Source organism: Noviherbaspirillum album, assembly GCF_035916955.1.
Taxonomy (GTDB): domain Bacteria; phylum Pseudomonadota; class Gammaproteobacteria; order Burkholderiales; family Burkholderiaceae_D; genus Noviherbaspirillum; species Noviherbaspirillum album.
Genome location: NZ_JAWIIV010000022.1, coordinates 1 through 22,202 on the forward strand (window position 1 = coordinate 1; position 22,202 = coordinate 22,202).

The window sequence follows — 22,202 nt, forward strand, 5'->3', positions numbered from 1 at the left end:
TTGCACTTCGTAGCCTTCGTCTGCCTCATGCTGACTAAGACACTCAACACCTTCGGTCTTAGTTCATAACACGTTCTAGCGCCTTTGCCGTTAGATCCAGTGCCGCAATTGCCCTTTTTGCCACTTCGGCTTCACCGAGCGAGGCGGCTTCGACGACCTGGCGTGCGCCAATACATATCCTGAGGGCGCTGACCTCGACGCCATCGATATCGGCGCAGATCACCGGTTGCCCAAGCTGGCAGCGGGCGGGTAAGAGGGTGCCCGGTTGGCGGGTCTGCAATGTTTGGTGTATTGATACGGTTTCCGCGTGACCGAGCGGTACCGGCTTCCGATCTGCGGAACGTCGCATGAGGAAGAACGGGTAGATTGTCTGCAGGCTGTCCCATTGCATTGGGGTGTGCAAGCCGCGATCGATGCGTGGGACGGGAAGCGGCTGGAAACCCGGCTGCATGGACAATTGCTTTTCGATGACGGCACCCAGACGGCCCACAATGCCGTACACCTGGTCGGGTGGAATGGCGCGAAACCGTTTCAGTTCGCAGAGCGCCGCTTCCCAGCGCAGCAGGAGGCCGAAGTTTGCCGCATTGGCAAGCGTGGCTGCGCCGGTCCAGTGCTTCGGCCAGTCGGCGCGGGACGTGTAGGCCGACAAGGCTGTCGGAAGCACCTCGGCGCGATAGCGCAGGGAAAGCGGTTTGGGAACCAGCAAGGCCCCGCAGAAGCTGGGGCCGGTGACGAATTTTGAGCCGGTTAGGGCCACCATCGCTCCCCTGGCGATATACGTGTGCAGGCTTGGCGGAGCCAAGCGGAACTGGCAGGCGTCGATCATGACGCCGATCCTGTCGGGATTGGTATCGCGGAGGTGGAATGCGCATTCCGGGCTCGGCGCAATCATGCCGGTTTTTGATACATCGACAACGATCAGCAGGATGCGGCGACTGGACCGAATCGCTTCTTGCGTCAGGCTTGCCACTTCCGAATCAATCTCCTGCACGGGACGAGGCGTGCCGTCACCGTTGCGGATCGGTACGCTTGCAAACTCGATTTTTGTGCCCGTGCCGATTTGGGTGTTCTTCTCGACCGCACGACCCAGCGCGGACCGATTCGAGAAGTGACGGCCGGTTGCCGCCATCGGGACTCCGTTTCCGGTTTCGTTCGCGCCAGCCATGATGATACGCAGCGGCATTGGGTCGCTACCTGCCGAGAGCTGAGCTGCGATCAAGTGAAGGTCGGTGCCTGATGCCGCAAAAATGATATCGGGGGCGCTGCGGGTAGTGAACTCGCAAAGTGCCGCGAGTTCATGCCGTATGCGTTGCATGTGCTCAGCGTACAGCTGCTGCTTTTGCTGCTGCGTGCAGGCTGCATGCGTTTGCAAGCGATCGTGCAGGATTTCCGCAGCACGAAAACCTGCTTCGGAGACCGGCGTCGCCGTCGATGATCCGAAGGCAAGCAGGCCCGAATCGGGGTGCGGGGTACAGCCATACCGGTTTCGTCCTGTGGAAGGGACGATGTCGATGCGCTCGTCGCCGCCGGCAGCGAGCACTTCAGCCGTTGTGCTGCGCATCGGACTGTCGATCAGGCTGCGCCGCCGGCGGCCGCATCGACAAGCATCCTGCGGAATGCGGCGAACAGCTTGTGCATCTGCGGCTGCTTGTACGGGAACATGTCGACCGGATCCATCGCATGCACGATCATGTCGCTGTCCGCTTCGAAAATCAGCAGCCTGCCGTCCACGGCTTCCCCGCAGTCGAGGCCTACGTAATCGAGGCCCAGATTTTCGCTGATGGACTGAAAAGCCTGCGCATGGCGTACCGCAAAGCCGTCGTCGAAACCGGCCATGAAGCGCTCTTCCTCGTTGCGTTTCTCCTGGCTATCGGTCATCCCTGCATTCAGGTAATGAATCATCCAGTGCGATGAAATCGCCATGTGGCTGACATAGGGTTTGCCGTCGATGAGAATGATCCGGTACTTGCGAAACTGGCCGTCGGCGCTGCGGTAGTCGACAAAGCGCGCAATATAGAACTCGGCATTCTGATGGGCTTCCAGATAACGGGCGGCTTGTTCCACCGATTCGATCTTGTCCAGCCCGTGTCCGGCATGCGATCCGACCGGACGTACGATGATGGGGAACTGCGCATCCTCGAGAAGCTGCTGCAACGGCATTTTCGCCTCTGCTATTGCCTCAAGCTTGTCGCGCGAGACGCGCAGGGACTGCGGCATGGCGACGCCGGCGGCGTCCTTCAGCAGCGCGCATGCGCGGTCGCGCGACAGGTTGGCGATGCGCTCGGGCCTGTTCAGGACCGGCCGCGGCCAGGTGGAGGCAACGGACGCCAACTGCTCCAGCAGCGGCCGGTTCTCGTCGGATTCGCCGATGGCGACAAACATCACGTCATGGTCGGGCAGTTCCGACAGGCCTTCCATGCCCGGCGTGAGATACAGCATGTCGAGCTGGATATCCGATTGCTCGATCAGGAATTCCAGCGGCGTGTTGGCCATCAGATCCCCTGGCGCCATCAGGGCGAGCAGGCGGATCGCCGGTATAGGCGTCGATGCGGGTATCCGGTAGACCTGCTGCAGCTGCAGCGCCTGCGCTTGCATCGCCATCGCGATGTCGCGGTTGCCGGTGAGCTGGAGCACCGTCGCGAGATCCATCATGGCATGCGCATCGTCGGGCCGGCGTGTCGACTGCTCGATCAGGCTGGTTCCTAACGGCTTGAGATCGACACCGGAGAAAGCTTGGCGCATCAATGGCGCAAGCCCGATGAAGGGCGATGTTGCCTGGTTTTCGGACGGAGGCATGGCGGTATTGTGGTTCATGTGAGGCTGTTGTATCAGGAGCGGGCCGCTTCGGCGCCCAATTCGAGCACCGCATTGAGCATGGCATCGATATGAGTGGCGTTGGTGCGATGGTTGAACAGCGCCACGCGGATGGCGAGGCGCCCGTCAATGATCGTAGTCGACGGCGCGGCGATGCCGGATTCCTGCAGCGCGATGACGATGTCGTTATTGATGCGATCGAGGCGGGCAGGGTCCGTGATTGCGGAACCGTCCTGCCCGCGATAGCGGAAGCAGACGATGCTGAGCGAAACCGGGGCCAGCAGTTCCAGGCGCGTATCGTCTTGGATGCGGTTACCAAGATATCTGGCCAGCGCGCAGGTTCCGGAAATGACCTTGCCCAGCCTTTCCGCGCCGTAGGTCTTGATGGCGAACCAGGTCTTGAGCGCCCTGAAGCCTCGCGACAGGTCTGGTCCGAAGTCGCAGGGCCAGGGAGAATTGGCCGCCATGCCCCGGGTTTCGCGCTGCAGGTAGGCGGCCGGCGATGCGAACGTGTCGTAGTGCATGCTGCCGTCGCGAACCAGGATGAAGCCGGCGTCGTACTGGATCTGCGCCCATTTGTGGAAGTCGAATGCAATCGAGTCGGCCCGCTCGATGCCCGACAGGCGCGGCGCCACGTCGGGAGCCAGCATGCCGAGCGCGCCGTAGGCGCCGTCGACGTGGAACCAGAGTTTCTCTCGTTGCGCGACGTCGGCAAGTGCCGACAGATTGTCCACCGCGCCGGTGTCGACCGTACCCGCATTGCCTACGATAAGAAACGGCGTATAGCCGTTTTCGCGGTCATGCTCGATGGTGCTTTGCAGGATGTCGAGATCGATTTCGCCGTGGCGGGTGAAGGGAATGCTGCGCAGGGCGTCGATGCCGAGGCCGGACAGGTCCATGGCTTGCGTCACGCAACCATGCGCGGCTTTTGATGCGTAGGCCACCAGCCTGGTGCCGTTCACCCGCAGTCCGGTCTTGCGTGCGTCGGTGCCGAGCGCGGAGGTCCTGGCAACGAGCACGCCGATCAGGTTGGCCAGCGATGTGCCGGTGACGAAGATGCCGCTCGCGGTATCCGGGAAACTGAAAAGTTCGCGCACCCAGCGCACGACCTGGCGCTCGACTTCGACCGGAATCTGGTCGCGCCCGCCGACGTTGGCATTGATGCCGGCTGCCAGCATCTCGGCCAGCATGCCGACCGGCGTCCCGCCGCCCTGGACCCAACCCATGAAGCCGGGATGCGCATTGCCTATCGCATAGGGAAGGATGTTGCGCAGGAAGGATCGATGAACCTGGTCCAGACCGGTTTGCGTCTTCGGCAGCGCTTCCTTGAAAACCTGCCTGACTTCGGCGGGAGCCGGCTGCCATACCGGGCCGTCGTTCAGGCGCTGCATATGGTCGAAAATATCATCCAGCATGCGGTGCCCCTGGGCCCGCATGTCGTCCCAGTTGTCCGGGTCTAGCGTGTGTTCAGATTGGTTTTGCATTCAATTCTCCAGCATGCGGTGCATTATCAGCGTTCGCTGGGAATTGCAAAATGGGAATAGGGGGGATTTCGCGGTTTTTTTACAAATAAACCGATGGCCGCGCCGGATTTCGGCATTGCTGCCTTGCGTTCCATGTCACTTTGCAATCCGTTCCGCTCAACATGCGAAACACAAGAACAATGGACAATGCAAAAATCAGGACGCCGCCACGACCCGGTTCTTCCCGGCCCGCTTGGCTTCATACAACGCTTCGTCTGCCCGCTTGATCAGATCGGTCTGCGCTTCATCATCCCGCCGCAGCGCCACGCCGGCGCTGAAGGTGATCAGCAGTTTCTGGTTGTCGTGCATGAATATCTGCTTGGTCAGTTCGCGCTGGATGCGTGTGACGGTCTGCACTGCTTCGTCGAGCGGCGTCTCGGGCAGCACGATCAGGAATTCCTCGCCGCCGAAGCGCGCGATGACATCCATGGTGCGCAGCGTATCCTTGATCACGCGTACCAGATGGATCAGCGCCCCATCGCCGGCGGTATGGCCGTAGGTGTCGTTGAGGCGCTTGAAGTCGTCGAGGTCGAGCAGGGCGACGCACAGCGGCGTCTTGCGGCGCGTGGCGCGCGCCACCTCGCGTTCGTAGGCATCATCGAGCCCGCGCCGGTTGAGGCTGCCGGTGAGCTGGTCTTCGCGCACCAGCTCGCTCATTTCCTGCAGCTTGGATTCCAGTTCGTGGATGCGATTCTCGGCCTCCTGCACTTCCTGACGCACCGCCATCATTTCATCGCGCGAGCGCAGCGCCTCGGCCTGGGCCTGCTTGGTGTCGCGCATCACGTCATCCAGAATGGCATTGAGTTCGATGATGTTCTTCGCCTGGCTTATCTTTTGGGTATAGCCGCCCATCCTTTCATGGAAATCACCGGTGGTGGCGGCCACCGCGCCGAGACGGTCGATGAAGGTGATCATCATGTTCTTCACCGTGACCTTGGCTTCCTTGAGGCTATGCTTGAGCACGCCCTGCTTGTAGATCACTTCCTTCAGGCTGCGCGTGGCTTCGAGCAGCGCGCTGCGGCTGAGCGGGCCGGCCAGCAGGTCTTGCACATTGGCGACCTGGCCGCTCAGCCAGGAGTCGTCTTCCAGCAGTTCGCCGACGTTTTCCAGCAGCAGTTGGAAGAGGCGCAGCAGCAGTTCATGTTCTTCGGCGAGATCGTCGGCTCGAAGTTCGATCTTGAAGCAGAGCTGCTTGAGACGGGCGCTGATATTGTTGAGTGCGGGTTCAGTATTCGCATTCCGGGTGGATGACGCCAGCATCTCCGATTCTTCGACGAGATCCGGGGCATTGCGCAGCAGCGAGCCCAGCGCCAGCGTGAGGGTGCGCACCAGCAGGTCGCGCAGCAGTTGCAGCTGCTTCGATTCGGGAGCAGGCACAGGAACGGGAACAGGGACGGCTGAAGATGCCCCGGAAACCTTGGGTGTTGCATCGACCAGTGGAATCCCGGCGCTTTTCAGGCCGGCCGGCGGCGTGGCCTCAATCTCGTCAACCAGCGAAATGCCGCGGATGGGGCTCACCTTTGGCGGTGCTTCGTCGACCAGGGAAATGCCCGCGCTCCTTGGAGGGATGCCTGCCGGAGCGGAGACAGTCGGTGCCACGGCTTTGTCGGGCGTCGCGAGATCGGTGGAAGCCTTTGTCGCCGGTTCCAGGGCGCCGGGAACAAGATGAAGTTCCACCAGCTTCGACAGGTTATTGCCGTAGTCTTCCCAGTCGCGCTTCTGCAGTGCGCGGTTGAAGTGGACAGCCAAGTCGCCTGCGTCGGATCTCAGGTTCGCCAGACTGCTTGCGAATTCGGCAAGTATCTTTTCGGGTCCGGATTCGGACCGGGCGCCGGTGATTTCTTCATAGACGTCGCGATAGGCGTCCGGAGTCGGCGCTACGCGCCGCATCGCAAGACGGCGAAACGTTTCGCGCGCGATGTCGGCAGGGCTTTGCGTTTCCGGTTTCTTGTCTTTGTCTTGCATGGCGGCTGTCGTCGCGGGCGTAGAAATGATTGCGGCAGGGAGCCATAGTATCGCCCGAGAAAGCCGGTTGGTGATCTCGCCGGATTAAAAAAAACGCACTTTGCAAATTCGGCAACGCGCCTGCAGCGTGCGCAGTCCGGCAATTCACCTGGCCACCCGGCGTTTCATTCGACCAGCTGGTTCTTGATCGCGTAATGCGTGAGTTCTGCGTTGTGGCGCAGTTTCATTTTTTGCAAGAGGCGGGAGCGGTACATGCTGATGGTCTTGACCGATAGCGAAAGCTCGCCGGCGATGTCGCTGACGGTCTTGCCGGAAGCGATCATGATCATTGTCTGGTATTCGCGGTCCGACAGGGTTTCGTGGGGCGGCACCGCCCGGTTCTCGTCGCCGACCTGGTTGGCCAATTCCTGCGCAAGCGCGGCACTGATGTATTTGCGGCCGCTGGCCACCTGGCGAATCGCGTCGACCAGTTCCGCCGGCGCGCTCTGCTTGTTCAGGTAACCGGCGGCGCCGGCCTTGAGGGAGCGGATCGCGTACTGGTCCTCGCGGTGCATGGAAAGCATGAGCACCGCCAGCCGCGGCACTTCCTTCTTGATTTGCTTGAGCACATCGATGCCGCTGCGGTCGGGCATCGAGATATCGAGCAGAAGCACGTCGGCATCGCCCTGGCGTGCCAGCTTGACGGCGTCCGCGCCGTTCTCGGCATCCCCGGAGACGACCATGTCGGCGCTGTCGGCAAGGATCTGCTTCAGGCCTTCGCGCACGATTGCATGATCGTCGGCGATGATGATTCGGATCGGGTTTTGCACGGTCATGATGCTGGATTATTCCTGTTCCTGCGCAAGCGGGATGCGCAACGCGAGTTCGGTTCCGCCGTTTGCGGCATTCGATACGGTCAATTGACCGCCGAGTGCGCTCGCGCGTTCCATCATGCCACGTATGCCGAATGATTTCGGTTTCATGCGGTCGGCTTCGGCTATGCCCCTCCCATTGTCGGCGATGAGCAGCTTTACGCTACGGTTGGTGAGCAGCAGCCTGACGGTGACCCGGGTGGCGCCTGCGTGCTTGGCGATATTGGTGAGCGCTTCCTGAAAAATCCTGAACAGCGCGGTCGCCTGGTCCGAGTGCAGGCTGATGTCTTTCTTGCTCGACCAGAAGGCGCAGGGTATGCCGGCGTTCTTTTCGAATTCCCGGGCCTGCCACTCGATCGCGGCGACAATCCCGAAATCGAGAATGCCCGGACGCAGGTCGGCGGAGACCCGGTGAATGGCTTCAATGGTGCGGTCCACCAGTGAGTCGACATAGTCGGTTTTCTCGGCCAGGTTCGTTTCGTCGGCCGGAAGGCTGTTGCGGATGCGGGCCACCGCCATCTTGATGGCGGTGAGATTGCCGCCGATGTCGTCGTGGATTTCGCGCGCGATGCGGGTGCGCTCCTTTTCCTTGACCGTTTCCACATGCGCGGAGAGTTCCGCGAGCTGCGCTCGCGACCGCCTTATTTCTTCCTGTTCGAGTTTGCCGGCGGTGATGTTGGTCATGATGCCTTCCCACTGGACGCCGCGGTCGCCGTGGTCGCCGTCGTCTGAAAGCGTGCGCGGCGTGGACCGCAGGTTGATCCACTTGATGTCATGCCATTGCTCGACCCAGATGCGGCCTTCCCAGTTCCATGCCTTCATGTCGCTGGCCGACTGCTGCATCGATTCCAGGTAGGACGGCCGGTCTTCTGGCAGGATCAGTTGCAGGAACAGCGCGGAGTCGGCGCGCAGCTTGTCCGCGCTGATGCCCAGCAAGGCATGGCAGCCTTCGCTGAGATAGGGAAAGGCGATGCTGCCGTCGCGCCGCAGCTGGAATTGGTAAACTAGTCCGGGTGTGTTGGACGCGATGGCATGGAATCTCGTTTCGCTGGCGCTGAGGGCATCCGCCGACGCCAGCCGGGCGCTGAGGTCATTGCCGATGGCGATGTACGCCGGCTCCACGCCCGATGCGCAATGGAAGAACCGCAATTCCACCGGATAGCTCGAAGCGTTCTTGCGGGTATGGATCGTTTCAAGATCGACATGAGGCGCGCGCCCCGCATGCAGCGGCAGCACGAGTCGGTCGAAGGCGTCGAGAGACAGCGCGCGCGCGATATCGAACAGATGCAGGCCTTCCAGATCGGAGGCGGTGTAGCCCAGGTTTTCGCAAGCGGCCCGATTCACATGCAGCAGCCGCAGCGTGCGGCAATCCGCAACGTAGATTTCGCTGAACGAGCCCTGCATCACAATGGGCAGCCATTCCGCCTGCAGCATCATGTCGAATTGTCTTCCTTTTGCATTTTTTGTATGTTGTCCTGCCGGTCGCAGCCGATGCTTCGCCACGGCTTGCGGGAGCAGGGCGGATATCTCATTCGGCGCCGGCCTGCAGGCTGGCCTGTTCGGCCAGGAAATGCGGCGGCTGCCAGGCGTGCAGCCACGCGCGTAGCTGATCGGCCGGCATGGGCCTGCTGATGAAATAGCCTTGACCCTCGTCGCAGCCCATTTTCTCTAGCAATTCCCATGCCGCGACGGTTTCGATGCCTTCCGCAACGACTTTCAATCCCATGTTGTGGCCGAGATCGATGGTGGACCGGACGATCTTGGTGTCGTCGACATCGCTTTCCATCTTGAGCACGAAGGATTTGTCGATCTTCAATTCATGCACCGGCAGGCGCTTCAGGTAGGCAAGCGATGAATAGCCGGTGCCGAAATCGTCGATCGACAGGTCGACGCCGATGGCATGCAGGCGCTCCAGCGTCTGCTGCGCGCGCACCGGGTCATCCATGATCGCGCTTTCCGTGATTTCAAGGCAGAACGAAGACGGATGCAGGGAGTGCCGGTCGAGGATGGCCATGAACTTCATCGGCAGATCCTGATCGAGCAGGTCGCGCGTCGACAGGTTGGCAGAGATGCGTAGCCGGATGCCGCCAGCCGCCAGTTCGCTGCACAGTGCGGCTGAACGTTCCAGCATCCACTGGGTCAGGATGCGGATGAAACCGGTTTTTTCGGCAAAGGGAATGAACTGGTCCGGAAACACCATGCCCCGTTCCGGATGCACCCAGCGCACGAGGGCTTCCACGCCGATCACCTGTCCGGTGCCGAGCCTGACTTTCGGCTGCACATACAGCCGGAACTGGTTTTCCTCGGCGGCGCGCCGCAACTCGGTCAGCAGGGACAGGCTTTCCTGGCTGCTCTTGTCGATGGCCGGCGCATAGACCACCGCTTCATTGCCGCTCGTCTTGGCGGCATACATCGCGACTTCGGCGCGGCTCAGCAGCAATTCGGCGTCGGTGCCGTGCTCCGGGAAACCTGCGATGCCGATGCCGGCGCCGAGATCGACAGTCTGGTCATCGAGCGAGATCGGAATTTCCAGCGATTTGAGGATGCGGGCGGCGACATGCCTGGCCTCGTCTTCGCCGGCCTGAGGCAGCAGCAGGGCGAATTCGTCGCCGCCCAGGCGGGCGATCCTATGCGTCGGGCTCTGCAGCTGAGCCTGGAGACGTTCGGCCATGCGGCGCAGCAGAGCGTCGCCGAAGCTGTGGCCCATGACATCATTGACATGCTTGAAGCGGTCCAGGTCCATCATGAGCACATGGCAGGACGCCTGTTTCTGACGCGCCTCGGCGATGGCGTCATTGAGCAGGTTGATGAATTGCGCGCGGTTCGGCAGGTCGGTCAGGGTATCCCAGTAAGCCAGGCGCCGGATTTCGAGTTCACGGTTGGCGATGCCGTCGCGCATGCTGGCGAACGCCTTGGACAGTTCGCCGATTTCGTCGTCGCGGCGCATCTCGATCGGTCCGTGATAGTCGCCCTTGCCGAGTCTCCTCGCCGTTTCGCCCAGCTTGCGCAGCGGGCCGGTGATGCGCCTGGCGACGAACACGCTGCCGGTGACCGCAACCATGATGCCGATCACGGTCAGCACGAGCAGGCTGATCTGCAGGCGGCGATAGGGCGCGACCGCCTCGCTGATCGAGCGCTGCAGCACGACAATGACTTGCTGGCCGGAGTCTTGCGCCAGGTGCAGGACGCGCGCGCTGAAATCGCTGTCGCCGATCGTCAACTGCGGAAGAAAGGATTTGTCATCGGGAATGCCGCGCAGCTGGCTTGCGAGGCTGGCGGCTTCGAGGTCGGACATGGTCGAGGCCTCCGGTATCCATTGGCCTTCCGTCGTCTTGGTGAGGATGGACACTTGCAGGGACGAGAGGTCGCGCATGTCGGCGGCGATCCGCTTCTCGATCGCGAATGCCATCGCAACCCAGCCTATCGTCACGGGCGCTTTGACGGGCACCACGACAATCTGATACGGATGATTTTCCATAACGCCCGTTCCGGTGGCGCTGCCGTTGGATTCGGCGCGGTCGATCAGGCGCAGGATCGAGAGTTCGAGGCTGGCGGCATTGGTGGCCGTGGTGGTCGCCTTGATCGTGCGATCCAGTCCGATCAGCATGGTGTGCGAAGCTTCGATTCGCTCCCCATGATTGGCGAGCGCCGATTCGATGGTCTCGCGGTCATTGCTGCCGATCGCCTGCTTGAAGCCGTAGTCGGAGGCAAGCAGGCGCGCACCTTGCGTCAGGTTATGCGCGTACTGGTCGACCAGGCGCTTGAACACGCGTTCGCCAATCATGAGTTCGGCCCGGATTGCGGCGCGCGCGTTTTCCTGGATCCCGGTCTGGATGGCGAAGAACCCTGCCAGTTGCACCGCAAGGATCAGGACGAGGAAAAGAATAACGATACGGCTTTCAAGACTGCGCAAGCGCATGACGCATTCCTATCTGGCTTTCGTGTCTAGCTTGAACGATGCCGTGCTGTCGCCGGCTGACATCGCCAGTGCCTGTTCGGGAATCCGGACAGGGGCGGGCAAGCCGAAGTGCCATGCCTTGAGCTGGTATCTGCCTGCCGCCAGACCCTCGATTCTCGCCTTGCCTGTCGCGTCAGTCTTGGCGAAGTGGGGAGTCGGAACGACATGGATGTAGGCGATCATCTGGTCGTGGATGTTGCAGCCGATGACTACCGTGCCCGCCTTGTCGAAACTCACCGGATTTTCAGGCTGGCCGGTGTACAGTTTCAGGTCGAAGACCTTGGCCGGAGAAAACGAATAGACGTGATGCCGGACCGTGTCATTGTTGGGGAACGCGATGCTGGTTCCTGCCTGTATGACCGTGACTTCGGGAATGAACTTGCGTCCTTTCTGCTCGATCTCGACAATTTTCTGCTGTTTCGTGAGAGCCTGCCCCGAAGCCGGTTCCGCATACACCACCGCATCCTGCAAGGCTTGGCCATTGGCATCGGACACCTGCACCGTCAGTGCCGCCGCATGGGAAGCAAGCGCGCATGCGTGCAGGGCAATGAAGACAAGAGGGCGGATGTGCTTCACCTTGGCTCCCTAATCGAAAACCGGAAGCCTGGACGTTCCGCTGCAAAGGCGGAAGACCATGTCTTAGGTGGGAGAGGAAATGGAATCATTTATATATCGGGGCGCTACGGAAATGCTTTATTGCAATTTGGTTCGCCGACTTTAGCACAAGCTTTTTCAAAAGCAATCGTTGCATTTCATCGTGTGAACAAAACGCGGCAAACTTGCCATGCTAGTCATGCCGGCTTGCAGGCACATCAGGATCGAGATCGAGAAAAGACGAGAGGAAAGCAGCGGGTATTGCAAATTGCAAATGAAAGCAGGGATCATCGCGGTTATCTGAAGCGGCTGGGCTTGACTTGGCTCCTAGGCCTTGAAACGGAAAGGGGGCCAAACCTTTCGGTTTGGCCCCCTCGGTAACACTGGTGCGGCTGGCAGGAATCGAACCCACGACCCCTTGGTTCGTAGCCAAGTACTCTATCCAGCTGAGCTACAGCCGCGAAGAACAAGAGTATAGCACCCATTCAACAAATTTTGGAAGCTTTTTGCAAAGGCATAGGTGATTGCATCTCCATCAATCTTGCCTGCGATGCCATGGCAATCATGCCGGCCCTGCTTGGCAGCTGCTCGCGGGTCATGCAGCCAGGCATTGCGTCCTCAGCAATCGCAAGACTTCATCACCACCGACGGGACGGCTGAACAGATATCCTTGCATGATGCCGCATTGGCGCTCCCGCAGAAACGCCAGCTGCGCTTCCGTTTCGACGCCTTCGGCGATGACATCCATCTGCAGGCTGTGAGCAAGGCCAATGATCGCTGAAACGATCGCCCGGTCGTCCGGGTCGTCGGCGATGTCCCGGACGAAGGACTGGTCGATCTTGAGCACATCGATCGGCAGGCGCTTCAAATACGAGAGCGAGGAGTAGCCGGTACCGAAATCATCGATCGCGATCTTGACTCCCATTGCATGCAAGCGGTCGAGGATTGCCAGCGTCTGCTCGATGTTCTGCATCAGGATGCTTTCGGTTAGTTCTAGTTCAAGCAGATGCGCAGGCAGGCGGCATTCCTGGAGAACGGCGGCCACAAGATTCGCCAAGTCGCCGTCATGGAATTGGCGAGGCGAGACATTGACCGCCACGCGCGTAGGAAAGCCTGCGGCAAGCCATTGCTGTGCCTGCGCGCAGGCTTGCCGCAGGATCCATTCGCCGATGAGGACGATCAGGCCGGACTCTTCGGCGAGGGGAATGAAGTCTCCCGGCGACACCATGCCCAGCCTCGGTTCATGCCAGCGCACCAGTGCCTCGACGCCGGCCATCTCGCCGCTGAAGATATGGCGTTGCGGCTGGTAGACCAGTTTGAGTTCGTTGCGCTCCATCGCAACCCGCAAGCCGATTTCCATGTGAAGGCGCCCAAGCGCCATGCCATGCCGGTCATGGGTGAAGAATTCGAAGCGCCCGCCTCCCAGCGCCTTGGCATGGTACAGGGCGACATCGACATTTTTCAGCAAGGTCTCGGCGTCGGCGGCGTCGGCCGGATGGAGCGTGATGCCGATGCTGCCGCTGACGTGCAGCTGGTGTGCATTGACGATGAAGGGCTCGCGCAATGCTTCGATCAGCTTGCGCGCGAGCGGGGCCGCATGCTCCGCATCCCGCAGATCGGGGATCAGCAGTGCGAATTCATCGCCGCCGATGCGCGCAATGGTGTCGGCTTCACGCAGCGTGCGCCGCAGCCTGTGCGCTACCTGGCGCAACAGGTTGTCGCCATGCTCATGGCCTATGCTTTCGTTGATAACCTTGAACCTGTCAAGGTCCAGCAGCAGCAGTCCGACGCCGCCGGAAGCCGGGTCCGCCCGACGCGCCGTTACCTCTTGCTGCAGGCGCTGCGTGAAGAGGGTGCGGTTGGGCAGATCTGTCAGCGTGTCGTAGTATGTCTGGCGCAGCAGCCGCTCTTCCGCCAGCTTGACTTCCGATATGTCGCTGAAGACGCCGACGTAGTTGGCCAGCTGCCCATGCTCATCGGCGATTCTGCTGATGTTCAGCCATTCGGGGAAGACCTCGCCGTTCTTGCGGCGATTCCAGACTTCACCCTGCCATTTGCCGGTTTCGTTCACCATGCGCCACATCTCCTTGTAGAACGAGGCCGGGTGGCGGCCGGAATTCAGCAGTCGAGGGTTGTGGCCGATGACTTCTTGCGCCTCGTAGCCGGTGATGGCGGAAAACGCCTTGTTAACCTTGACGATATCGCCCTGCGCATCGGTGATGGCGATGCCTTCCAGCGAATTGTCGAAAACCTGGTTGGCCAGCCGCATCGAGGCTTCCGCATGCTTGCGGGATGTGATGTCGCGCAGGTTCAGCTGGATGACCGTTTCGTCGCCGACGAGGGCGGATTGCACTGTCATCTCGATGAAAACGGGCATGGCATCCGGCGCCTGGAGCGTCCATTCGAACGCATGGATGCCGGGTGCCGCGGCGGCGGCCATGATGCGAGGCCGCAAGCCGGCACAGCATCGCGCGCCATGGCCATCGGTTTCGGTATCGGTATCGATCGCCGAATTGGACGAACCGGGAACCAGGCAGCGCAACTCCTCCACGCTGGCAGCGCCGAACAACTTGAGGGCGGCCTGGTTGCAATCGACAAGGCGGTCGGCGGTCATGAGGATGACGCCTTCATTGGTGCCTTCGAACAGGATGCGGAACAGTCTGTGCCGTTTTTCCAGTTCCACCGCCTGCCGCTGCTTCGCTGACGATTGCCGATAGGTCAATGCCGCAATCACGCAAAAGAAGACTGTTGCCAGCAATGACATGGACAGCAGCAGTCGAAGTGCTAAGCCATTGTCCGCCATCGCGGCGGCAACCGTTGTGGCGGCGTTGGTGGCGATGGTATCGATGTCCGCGGAGGCCGTTGGAAGAGTTGCAATATCCGCCTGCAGGCGCGTCAGATGATGGCTTGCCTTCTGAAGCCCCCACCAGCCGGTGACGCTGACAAAAAAACCGGAAGCCGCGCCCACGAGGAACATGGCGAGCAGCAGATGGGATGTAATCCTGCGCATCGTGCCTTCTTTGATGGTTGGGCTAAAAGGATGAACGGAACTGATGAACGGCACTGACATTTCCTTTTAGCAAGTAACATGCCATTCCTGATCGGTTTTGCATTGCGCGCCTCTACGCCAGCATCCATGCGTCCGGATTGAAACAAATCCTTCCGGTCGTTTTCGAAAGTATTCCCGGGACCGGGAAAAAGCGCCCCGATTTTTCCCGATAGAAAGAAATTCCCGCTTGCCGGTTAGGAAAAAGCCGGGGCTTTGCGGTATCGTTGCAGCGTCCCTCACAATTGCATGCAACAACGCACGGCACATGAAGCCGAGGCATCCATCGTGTCAGAATTAATGAAACAAGCAGACCAAATAGACAGAACAAACCGAACAGACGAACGGATCTTGAAATCACTTGAAGTGCTGGTGGTGGACGACGAGCCGGCGATCAGGCAGATCCTTGCCGTCCGTCTCGCCAAGGCGGGATGCCGCGTGGTGCAGGCAGCCGATGCCACCGAGGCGCTGGAGAAGCTGGTGCAGGGAGGGATCGATGTAGCCATCAGCGATATTCAAATGCCGGACTTCGACGGTATCGAACTGGTGCGCAGGGCGCGTGCGGCAGGCGTCGACGCCAACTTCATCATGATGACGGCCTACGCGTCGGTCGATACCGCGATCGAGGCGATCAAGGCCGGTGCTTCCGATTACATGATCAAGCCGGTCCGCAACGATGAAGTGCTGCACCGCGTGGCCAAGATGGCGGACATGCGCCGCCTCAGCAGCGAGAACCGCGTGTTGCGCGACATGGTCAATGCTACCCAGGAAGAAGTGTTCAGCTTCGAATCGCCGCCGATGCGCGACCTTGAGCGTTTGATTGCCAAGGTCGCTCCGACGGACAGCACGGTGCTCGTCACCGGGGAAAGCGGTACAGGGAAGGGCGTGATCGCCCGCAGGATCCACCAGCAGAGCGGCCGGGCGGGCGGCCCTTTCACTCCCGTCAATTGCGGCGCCATTCCGGAAAACCTGATGGAGAGCGAACTGTTCGGCCATGTTAAGGGTTCATTCACCGGGGCGGACAAGGCACGCAAGGGTCTTTTCCTCGAAGCGGACAAGGGCACCATCTTCCTCGACGAAATCGGTGAGTTGCCGCTTGCGCTGCAAGTGAAGCTGCTGCACGTAATTGAGGAAAAATCGGTCCGCCCGGTCGGCAGCGAGCAGGCGAAGAAGGCGGATGTCCGGATCGTCGCGGCCACCAATCGCGACCTGGCGCAGATGGTGGCCGAAGGCAGGTTCCGCGAAGACCTCTACTTCCGGCTGACGGTATTTCATTTGCATGTGCCGCCGCTGCGGGAGCGGCGTCAGGATATTCCGGAGCTGGTGCGTTTCATGGTGCGGCGCGGCGCGAAGCGGTTGAATGCATCAGGCGAATTCGTCATGGAGCCGGAGGTCGAGCAGGTGCTGGGCGCCTACGACTGGCCGGGCAATGTGCGCGAGCTGGAGAATGTGGTCGACCGCGCCCTGATCCTGGCGGAGGAGGGGCGCATTACCCAGGCCGACCTGCCGCCGCAGATCGCGCGCCTGGTGCCGGCATCCGGAGTGGCGGCAGCAGGCGGCAATGGACTTCGCGACCAGGTCAGGCGTTTCGAGTGCTCGGTGATCACCAAGGCGATCGCCGATGCGGGCGGGGATCGCCGCGTTGCCGCCCGCCATCTTGGTATTGGTCTTTCCAGTCTTTACCGAAAAATCGAAGAATTCGAAGCGTTGGGTCTTCTTTCCTAAAGTCATTTCGCCCGGTGCTTTTGTTTCCCGTCAGCCTGCTGGCTGACGGATCTTGCCCTGCCATCTCCGTCCCTCCCTCTTATTTTCCCAGTCAGCGCGCAACAACGTTCAAACAGGGCGTTTGGCCGCACGACTTCGTCTATTGCATTTTGATAACTATCGGCGGCAAATGTGTACTTCTCTATACAAAAGCTTTTCAACGGATAAATTAGGACTTTCCTAAACAAATGAGAATTGTTATCATTATCGTTAATGTTAATGTTGAAACCGGATGTAATTGGTTTTGCGGCGAAATGCCGCCGTAAAACCGTAGTTGCTTTCGTCGCCGACGAAAAGCCGAAACCTAGAACATGACTCAATTTTTCAACGAAAAGTCCGGCGCGTTTGCACTGATCACTGTCTCCCACATTGCCGCCCTGTGGTTGCTGATGAACGGCTTGAACAAACCTGCATCGACTCCGCCTGCACCCCTGCCTGCGGTGATGGTCGAAATGCTTCCCGCCGTGCAGCCTGTCAAGCAGGAAGTGCCGCAGCCGAAGCCGCCCGAGCCCGTGCCGCAGCCCAAGCCCAAGGAAACGCCGAAGCCGCAGCCCAAGAAGGCGGTAGCCAAGCCGCAGCCGAAAAAGGAAACGCCGCGCACGACCACCAGCGAAAAAGCACTGACGGCGCCCAAGCAGGAAACGCCTCCGGTCCAGCCGACTCCCGCGGCTCCGCCGGAAACCAGCGCTCCGCCGTCGCCTCCGACGCCTCCCGCACCGCCCGCGCCCCCGGCTCCGCCGCCTGTGACGCCGCCGCGCTTCAATGCCGCTTACCTCAACAACCCGGCGCCGGTCTATCCGCCCATCCTGCGCCGCGCCGGCGAAGAGGGCAGGGTGGTGCTGCGCGTTCTAGTTACGGCGGAAGGCACCGCCGGCGAAGTGCAGGTGCTGCGACCGAGCAGCTCGGCGCTATTCGACGAGGCTGCCCTGTCTGCCGTGCGCAAGTGGCGTTTCGTTCCCGCCAAGCGCGGCGATACCGCCATTGCCGAGTGGGTCCAGGTCCCCATCGATTTCAAACTGAATTAACGAACCCAACCATTTTTCGAAAGCGCGTCATGAACAACCCCTACGGTATCGCCAATCTGTGGCAGCAAGGTGATTCGGTTACCCATGCTGTTGCCATCATTCTGCTCATCATGTCCATCCTGTCGTGGTACGTCATGGCCATCAAGGCCTGGAGCCTGATCCGCCTGCGTCGCCAGGCCGCCGTGGCCAGCGAGCATTTCTGGCACACCAAGAGCCTGGAAGAGGGCATGAGCCTTCTGGCGCCGGACCGCCACCACAATCCTTTCCGCGCGCTCGCCGAAGACGGCGCCAACGCGGCCATGCATCATGCGATGAGCAAGGAAGACCTGCATGGCGCGCTCAACATCAGCGAGTGGGTCACCAGCTGCCTGCGCCGCTCGATCGAGAACATCACCGGACGCATGCAAAGCGGCTTGCAGGTGCTGGCATCCGTCGGCAGCACCGCACCCTTCGTCGGCCTGTTCGGCACGGTATGGGGCATCTACCATGCGCTGGTCGGCATCGGCGTGTCCGGCCAGGCAAGCATCGACCGTGTGGCAGGCCCGGTGGGCGAGGCGCTGATCATGACCGCGTTCGGCCTGGTCGTCGCGATTCCCGCCGTGCTCGGCTACAACGCACTTACCCGCAGCAACAAGGCCATCCTGGCGCAGCTGTCAAATTTTGCGCATGACCTGCATGCATATCTGATCACCGGCGGCCGCGTGGGACAAAGCCAGAATGTCGTCAGCCTGCGCGCCAAGGGAGAATAATCATGAGCTTCGGCGCTCCCGACAAGGATGACGATGTGATGTCGGAAATCAACATGACGCCCCTGGTGGACGTCATGCTGGTCCTGCTCATCATCTTCATCATCACCGTCCCGGTGATCAACCATGCGGTCAAGCTCGATCTGCCGCGCGCCGCCAGCCAGCCCAACGATGTCAAGCCATCGCATATCGATGTCTCCATCGATAGCAACGGCGTCATCAGCTGGGGCGGCACGGCGGTCGACGAACAGGCATTGAAGGATCGCATCTCGACTGCCGCCGCGCAGTCGCCTCAGCCGGAGCTTCACTTGCGCGCCGATCGCAAGACGCCCTATGAGAATGTCGCGCGATTGATGTCCGCTGCGCAGACCGGTGGCCTCAACAAGATCGGATTCGTCACCGAGCCTGATGCGTCACGTTAGTCATTGCTTTACCAATGAACCAGCCGGCTGCTGATTGGCCGCCCGGTGCCTGTTGCACCGTTCAAGAACAAGGATTTCTCATGAATATGATCTCTAAGAAGCGTATCGCCGCTGCCGCCCTGTCCCTGCTTTGCGCAACGACCGCCTACTCGCAGGAGAAAGTCCTCAATCTCTATTCGGCGCGTCACTACCAGACCGACGATCAGCTTTACAGCAACTTCACCAAGCAGACCGGTATTCGCATCAATCGCATCGAAGCGGATGATGCCGCGCTGATGGAGCGGCTGCGTAACGAAGGAAAGAACAGTCCGGCCGACGTGATCCTGCTGGTCGATGCGGCCCGCCTGTGGCGCGCGCAGGTGGAAGGCCAGTTCCAGCCGGTGCGTTCGGCAGTGCTGGAGGAGCGAATTCCCGCCAACCTGCGCGGCGGTGACGAGGGACAAGGCGCCCAGTGGTTCGGTCTGTCCACCCGTGCCCGTATCATCGTCTACAACAAGGTGCGCGTGAAGCGTGAAGATGTCGCCACCTATGAATCGCTGGCCGATCCGGTCAACAAGGGCAAGGTATGCACCCGTTCCGGGGCCCATCCGTACATGCTCTCCATGATCGGTTCAATGATCGAGCGCAACGGCGAAGCCGCGACCGAGAAATGGGCTCAAGGCATGGTGGCCAATTTCGCGCGCCCGCCGCAGGGTGGCGACACCGATCAGATCAAGGGCGTGGCCTCGGGCGAGTGCGGCATTGCGGTGGCTAATTCCTACTACTACGCGCGCCTGCTGCGCTCGACGAAGTCCGAAGACCGCGAAATGATGAACAAGGTCGGCTTCGTATGGCCGAACCAGGAAGGCTCCGGCACTCACATCAACGTCGCCGGCGGCGCAGTCGCCAAGTACGCACCCCATCGTGAGGCCGCGGTGAAATTCCTTGAGTACCTGGCCGGCGATGAGGCCCAGGCTTATTTCGCCAACGGCAATAACGAATGGCCGGTGGTTTCATCCGCGGTGGCGAAGAACCCGGTGCTTCAGCAGATGGGTAAATTCAAGGCCGAGAACGTGTCGATCACCGCCATTGGCAAGAACCAGATCGCAGCCCAGAAAATACTCGATCGCGTCGGCTACAAATAATTTTTTGCTTTTATTTTTCACATCACTCATGTCGTAGCCAGCCAGTTCCTGTTGACAGCCAGCATAACGATAAAATTATCTACCCACAGGGATACAAATGAAGAAGAAGTCTGGAAAACGCCACGCGCCGGAGGCAGGGAATCGCGTGTCTCAAGTCCAGTCGCCGGCACAGCCGGAGACACGCCGTGCGTCTAGCCTGCCGCTCGGCGCACTGATGCTCGCAGCGTCGGTTTCCGCAACCGCTCAGAACGTCGCACAAGCCCCCGCTTCCTCCGACCAGGTGATGCCGACCGTGGAAGTGCAGGGCCAACGCGAAACGCTGAGCAAGGATTCGCTGCGCACGACCACCACCGGGATCGGCAAGGGCACCCAGGAACTGCGCGACATACCGCAGTCCGTGACGGTGATGACCGAGCGCCTGATCGACGACCGCAACCTCGACGACTTCCGCGAAGTGCTGCGCACCACCGCGGGCGTGACATTCCAGGCGGGCGAGACGGGCGAGGAAGACGTGCGCCTGCGCGGCTTTTCTCTGGGCCAGGCCGGCGATATCTATACGGACGGCTTGCGCGACGGTGCGCTGTATGAGCGTGATACCTTCAACAACGACCGCATCGAAGTGCTGAAGGGTTCGGCCTCGATGTTGTTCGGCAAGGGCTCCACCGGCGGCATCGTCAACCAGGTCAGCAAGATGCCGTTCCTGTTCAACCAGCACGAGGCGACCTACACCGTCGGCAGTGGCGACCTGCATCGTTTCACCGGCGACTTCAATATCAAGACAGGCGAGGATGCAGCGCTGCGCCTGAATGCGATGGTGCACAGTGCGGACAACTGGGGCGCCAAGCAGAAAAAGCTCGGCATCGCGCCGACCTATAGCTGGGGCATTGGAACACGTGACGAATTCACTGTTGGCCTCTTCCATCTCGATATCGACGGCCGTCCGACTTACAGCAACCCCTGGTTTCTTTCCGGCGGCAATCGCGGCACCATCATCGAGACGCTGCCTGCCAAGAACTACTACGGTTTCACCAGTGATTACCTCGATACCCGCGCCACCTACGGCACGCTGGCGCATGTGCATCGCTTCGATGACGGCAGCCAGATCAAGACCCAGCTGCGTCACGGCCGCTACGAGCGCGACCTGTGGGCCAGTGTGATTCGGTTTGCGCCCGGCACGACCAGGGATAACCTGAGCAACTCCACCGTTCTTCAGCGTACGCCGAAGGGCCGCACTGCCGTCAGCGACACGACGCAACTGTCGAGCGACTACTCCGGCAAGTTCAACTTCGGAGGCCGTCAGCATGAACTGCTGGCCGGGGTTGACTTCTACCAGGAAGACGCCAAGCGGAACAATAACTTCGCCGGCCCCGCGAGCACGTTGACGACCACGGTCGGCACGCCGAATGATGGCGACTGGCGTCCCGATACGCGCGGCAATCCGGTCTATAACGATTTTGACGCGCGCAACATCGGCCTGTATGCGCAGGATATGCTCAGCGTGACCGATACCTTCAAACTGCTTGGCGGCCTGCGCTTCGATCATTTCACGGCCAAGTACAACACCGCGGCCGGTCTGAGCAACGATCGCAGTGAAAGCCTGTGGTCGCCCCGCGTTGGCGCGCTGTTCCAGCCGAGCGACTGGGCCTCGTACTACGTGTCCTATGGCACCTCCTACAACACTTCCGGCGATACCTACCAGTTCGCCCCGGGCGCGCCGACACCCGGTTCACAGGCCGAGCGCGACGCCAATACGCCGGCGGAGAAGAGCCGCAACTTCGAACTGGGCGGCAAGTGGGAGCTCTTCGAAAAGCGCACTTCGCTTGGTCTCGCCGCGTTCTACAGCGAGAAGTACAATGAACGCAACACTGATCCGGACACTGCATCCACCCAGCAGCTCCTGTCGGGAAAACGGCATGCGTCGGGCCTGGAGTTCAACCTCGCCGGCCGCATCACGCCGAAGTGGGAAGTGTTCTTCAACCATACCTGGATTCCGCGCGCCAAGATCGACAAGAGCAATGTCGCTCGCAATGCGGCCGGCACCGGTCCACAGGTGGAGGGCGACCGACCGGGCCTGACGCCGAGGCATAGCGGCAGCCTCTGGACGACCTACCGCATCCTGCCCGAACTTCGCCTTGGCGCCGGCCTGACTTATCGCGGCCAGCAGAACCCGGAGGGTGCACGGCACGTGACGGCGGACAGCTTCACCGTTGTCGATGCGATGGCCGAGTACACGATCAATCAGACGTGGTCCGCCAAGCTGAACGTCACCAATCTGACGGACAGGCTCTATGCCGATTCCCTGTACCGCGGATTCTATGCGCCCGGTGCGCCGCGTCGCGTGGAGCTGACACTGAAGGCAAACTTCTAGGA

At 60.8% G+C, this 22,202-nt stretch carries 15 protein-coding genes and 1 tRNA gene; 6 read left to right on the top strand and 10 right to left on the bottom strand.

What is annotated here, in order from left to right; all coding sequences use genetic code 11:
- Nucleotides 1-58 precede the first annotated feature (58 nt).
- The 10 genes from RY831_RS21730 to RY831_RS21775 form a co-directional block, all read right to left on the bottom strand.
- Complete coding sequence (locus RY831_RS21730) at nucleotides 59-1,183, bottom strand: hypothetical protein (protein ID WP_326508475.1); 1,125 nt, start codon at nucleotides 1,181-1,183, stop codon at nucleotides 59-61.
- A gap of 389 nt (nucleotides 1,184-1,572) precedes the next feature.
- Nucleotides 1,573-2,814 carry an ATP-grasp domain-containing protein gene (locus tag RY831_RS21735; protein ID WP_326508476.1) on the bottom strand — a complete coding sequence of 414 codons (1,242 nt, stop codon included), beginning with the start codon at nucleotides 2,812-2,814 and terminating at the stop codon, nucleotides 1,573-1,575.
- Nucleotides 2,815-2,828: 14 nt separating this feature from the next.
- Nucleotides 2,829-4,298 (bottom strand): pyridoxal phosphate-dependent decarboxylase family protein, encoded by a 1,470-nt coding sequence (locus tag RY831_RS21740; protein ID WP_326508477.1) that lies wholly within the window; start codon nucleotides 4,296-4,298, stop codon nucleotides 2,829-2,831.
- A 195-nt stretch (nucleotides 4,299-4,493) separates the two neighbouring features.
- Nucleotides 4,494-6,302, bottom strand: coding sequence for a diguanylate cyclase (locus tag RY831_RS21745; protein ID WP_326508478.1), 1,809 nt, complete (start codon nucleotides 6,300-6,302; stop codon nucleotides 4,494-4,496).
- A 164-nt stretch (nucleotides 6,303-6,466) separates the two neighbouring features.
- Nucleotides 6,467-7,117 carry a response regulator gene (locus tag RY831_RS21750; RefSeq protein ID WP_326508479.1) on the bottom strand — a complete coding sequence of 217 codons (651 nt, stop codon included), beginning with the start codon at nucleotides 7,115-7,117 and terminating at the stop codon, nucleotides 6,467-6,469.
- Between the two features lie 9 nt (nucleotides 7,118-7,126).
- Nucleotides 7,127-8,590, bottom strand: coding sequence for a PAS domain-containing sensor histidine kinase (locus RY831_RS21755; protein ID WP_326508480.1), 1,464 nt, complete (start codon nucleotides 8,588-8,590; stop codon nucleotides 7,127-7,129).
- Between the two features lie 91 nt (nucleotides 8,591-8,681).
- On the bottom strand, nucleotides 8,682-11,072 hold the full coding sequence (locus tag RY831_RS21760; protein ID WP_326508481.1) for a bifunctional diguanylate cyclase/phosphodiesterase: 2,391 nt from the start codon (nucleotides 11,070-11,072) through the stop codon (nucleotides 8,682-8,684).
- Nucleotides 11,073-11,081: 9 nt separating this feature from the next.
- Nucleotides 11,082-11,687 (bottom strand): methylamine utilization protein, encoded by a 606-nt coding sequence (locus tag RY831_RS21765; RefSeq protein WP_326508482.1) that lies wholly within the window; start codon nucleotides 11,685-11,687, stop codon nucleotides 11,082-11,084.
- Between the two features lie 402 nt (nucleotides 11,688-12,089).
- Nucleotides 12,090-12,166: transfer RNA gene (locus tag RY831_RS21770), tRNA-Arg, on the bottom strand.
- 134 nt (nucleotides 12,167-12,300) lie between these two features.
- On the bottom strand, nucleotides 12,301-14,715 hold the full coding sequence (locus tag RY831_RS21775; protein ID WP_326508483.1) for a putative bifunctional diguanylate cyclase/phosphodiesterase: 2,415 nt from the start codon (nucleotides 14,713-14,715) through the stop codon (nucleotides 12,301-12,303).
- A 387-nt stretch (nucleotides 14,716-15,102) separates the two neighbouring features.
- Between RY831_RS21775 and RY831_RS21780 the strand changes: the two genes are divergently transcribed.
- The 6 genes from RY831_RS21780 to RY831_RS21805 all read left to right on the top strand — a co-directional run bounded on the left by RY831_RS21780 (nucleotide 15,103) and on the right by RY831_RS21805 (nucleotide 22,200).
- Entirely contained in the window at nucleotides 15,103-16,476 is a 1,374-nt protein-coding gene (locus tag RY831_RS21780; RefSeq protein WP_326508484.1) for a sigma-54-dependent transcriptional regulator, read from the top strand.
- A gap of 350 nt (nucleotides 16,477-16,826) precedes the next feature.
- Nucleotides 16,827-17,540 (top strand): energy transducer TonB, encoded by a 714-nt coding sequence (locus tag RY831_RS21785; protein WP_326508485.1) that lies wholly within the window; start codon nucleotides 16,827-16,829, stop codon nucleotides 17,538-17,540.
- A 29-nt stretch (nucleotides 17,541-17,569) separates the two neighbouring features.
- Complete coding sequence (locus RY831_RS21790) at nucleotides 17,570-18,289, top strand: MotA/TolQ/ExbB proton channel family protein (RefSeq protein ID WP_326508486.1); 720 nt, start codon at nucleotides 17,570-17,572, stop codon at nucleotides 18,287-18,289.
- Nucleotides 18,290-18,291: 2 nt separating this feature from the next.
- Entirely contained in the window at nucleotides 18,292-18,708 is a 417-nt protein-coding gene (locus tag RY831_RS21795) for an ExbD/TolR family protein (RefSeq protein WP_326508487.1), read from the top strand.
- A gap of 86 nt (nucleotides 18,709-18,794) precedes the next feature.
- Nucleotides 18,795-19,832: a Fe(3+) ABC transporter substrate-binding protein gene (locus RY831_RS21800; protein ID WP_437126313.1), complete on the top strand. Its 1,038-nt coding sequence runs from the start codon at nucleotides 18,795-18,797 to the stop codon at nucleotides 19,830-19,832.
- A gap of 97 nt (nucleotides 19,833-19,929) precedes the next feature.
- A complete protein-coding gene (locus tag RY831_RS21805) occupies nucleotides 19,930-22,200 on the top strand; it encodes a TonB-dependent receptor (RefSeq protein WP_437126312.1) in 2,271 nt (756 codons plus the stop codon).
- Nucleotides 22,201-22,202: the final 2 nt, after the last annotated feature.

What these genes read in the sequence shown, in the direction of transcription:
- RY831_RS21785 (WP_326508485.1), top strand. Translation starts at nt 16,827, where the DNA reads ATGACTCAATTTTTCAACGAAAAGTCCGGCGCGTTTGCACTGATCACT.
- RY831_RS21740 (WP_326508477.1), bottom strand. Translation starts at nt 4,298, where the DNA reads ATGCAAAACCAATCTGAACACACGCTAGACCCGGACAACTGGGACGAC.
- RY831_RS21805 (WP_437126312.1), top strand. Translation starts at nt 19,930, where the DNA reads ATGAAGAAGAAGTCTGGAAAACGCCACGCGCCGGAGGCAGGGAATCGC.
- RY831_RS21760 (WP_326508481.1), bottom strand. Translation starts at nt 11,072, where the DNA reads ATGCGCTTGCGCAGTCTTGAAAGCCGTATCGTTATTCTTTTCCTCGTC.
- RY831_RS21750 (WP_326508479.1), bottom strand. Translation starts at nt 7,117, where the DNA reads ATGACCGTGCAAAACCCGATCCGAATCATCATCGCCGACGATCATGCA.
- RY831_RS21755 (WP_326508480.1), bottom strand. Translation starts at nt 8,590, where the DNA reads ATGATGCTGCAGGCGGAATGGCTGCCCATTGTGATGCAGGGCTCGTTC.
- RY831_RS21730 (WP_326508475.1), bottom strand. Translation starts at nt 1,183, where the DNA reads ATGCCGCTGCGTATCATCATGGCTGGCGCGAACGAAACCGGAAACGGA.
- RY831_RS21745 (WP_326508478.1), bottom strand. Translation starts at nt 6,302, where the DNA reads ATGCAAGACAAAGACAAGAAACCGGAAACGCAAAGCCCTGCCGACATC.
- RY831_RS21735 (WP_326508476.1), bottom strand. Translation starts at nt 2,814, where the DNA reads ATGAACCACAATACCGCCATGCCTCCGTCCGAAAACCAGGCAACATCG.
- RY831_RS21775 (WP_326508483.1), bottom strand. Translation starts at nt 14,715, where the DNA reads ATGCGCAGGATTACATCCCATCTGCTGCTCGCCATGTTCCTCGTGGGC.
- RY831_RS21795 (WP_326508487.1), top strand. Translation starts at nt 18,292, where the DNA reads ATGAGCTTCGGCGCTCCCGACAAGGATGACGATGTGATGTCGGAAATC.
- RY831_RS21800 (WP_437126313.1), top strand. Translation starts at nt 18,795, where the DNA reads ATGATCTCTAAGAAGCGTATCGCCGCTGCCGCCCTGTCCCTGCTTTGC.
- RY831_RS21790 (WP_326508486.1), top strand. Translation starts at nt 17,570, where the DNA reads ATGAACAACCCCTACGGTATCGCCAATCTGTGGCAGCAAGGTGATTCG.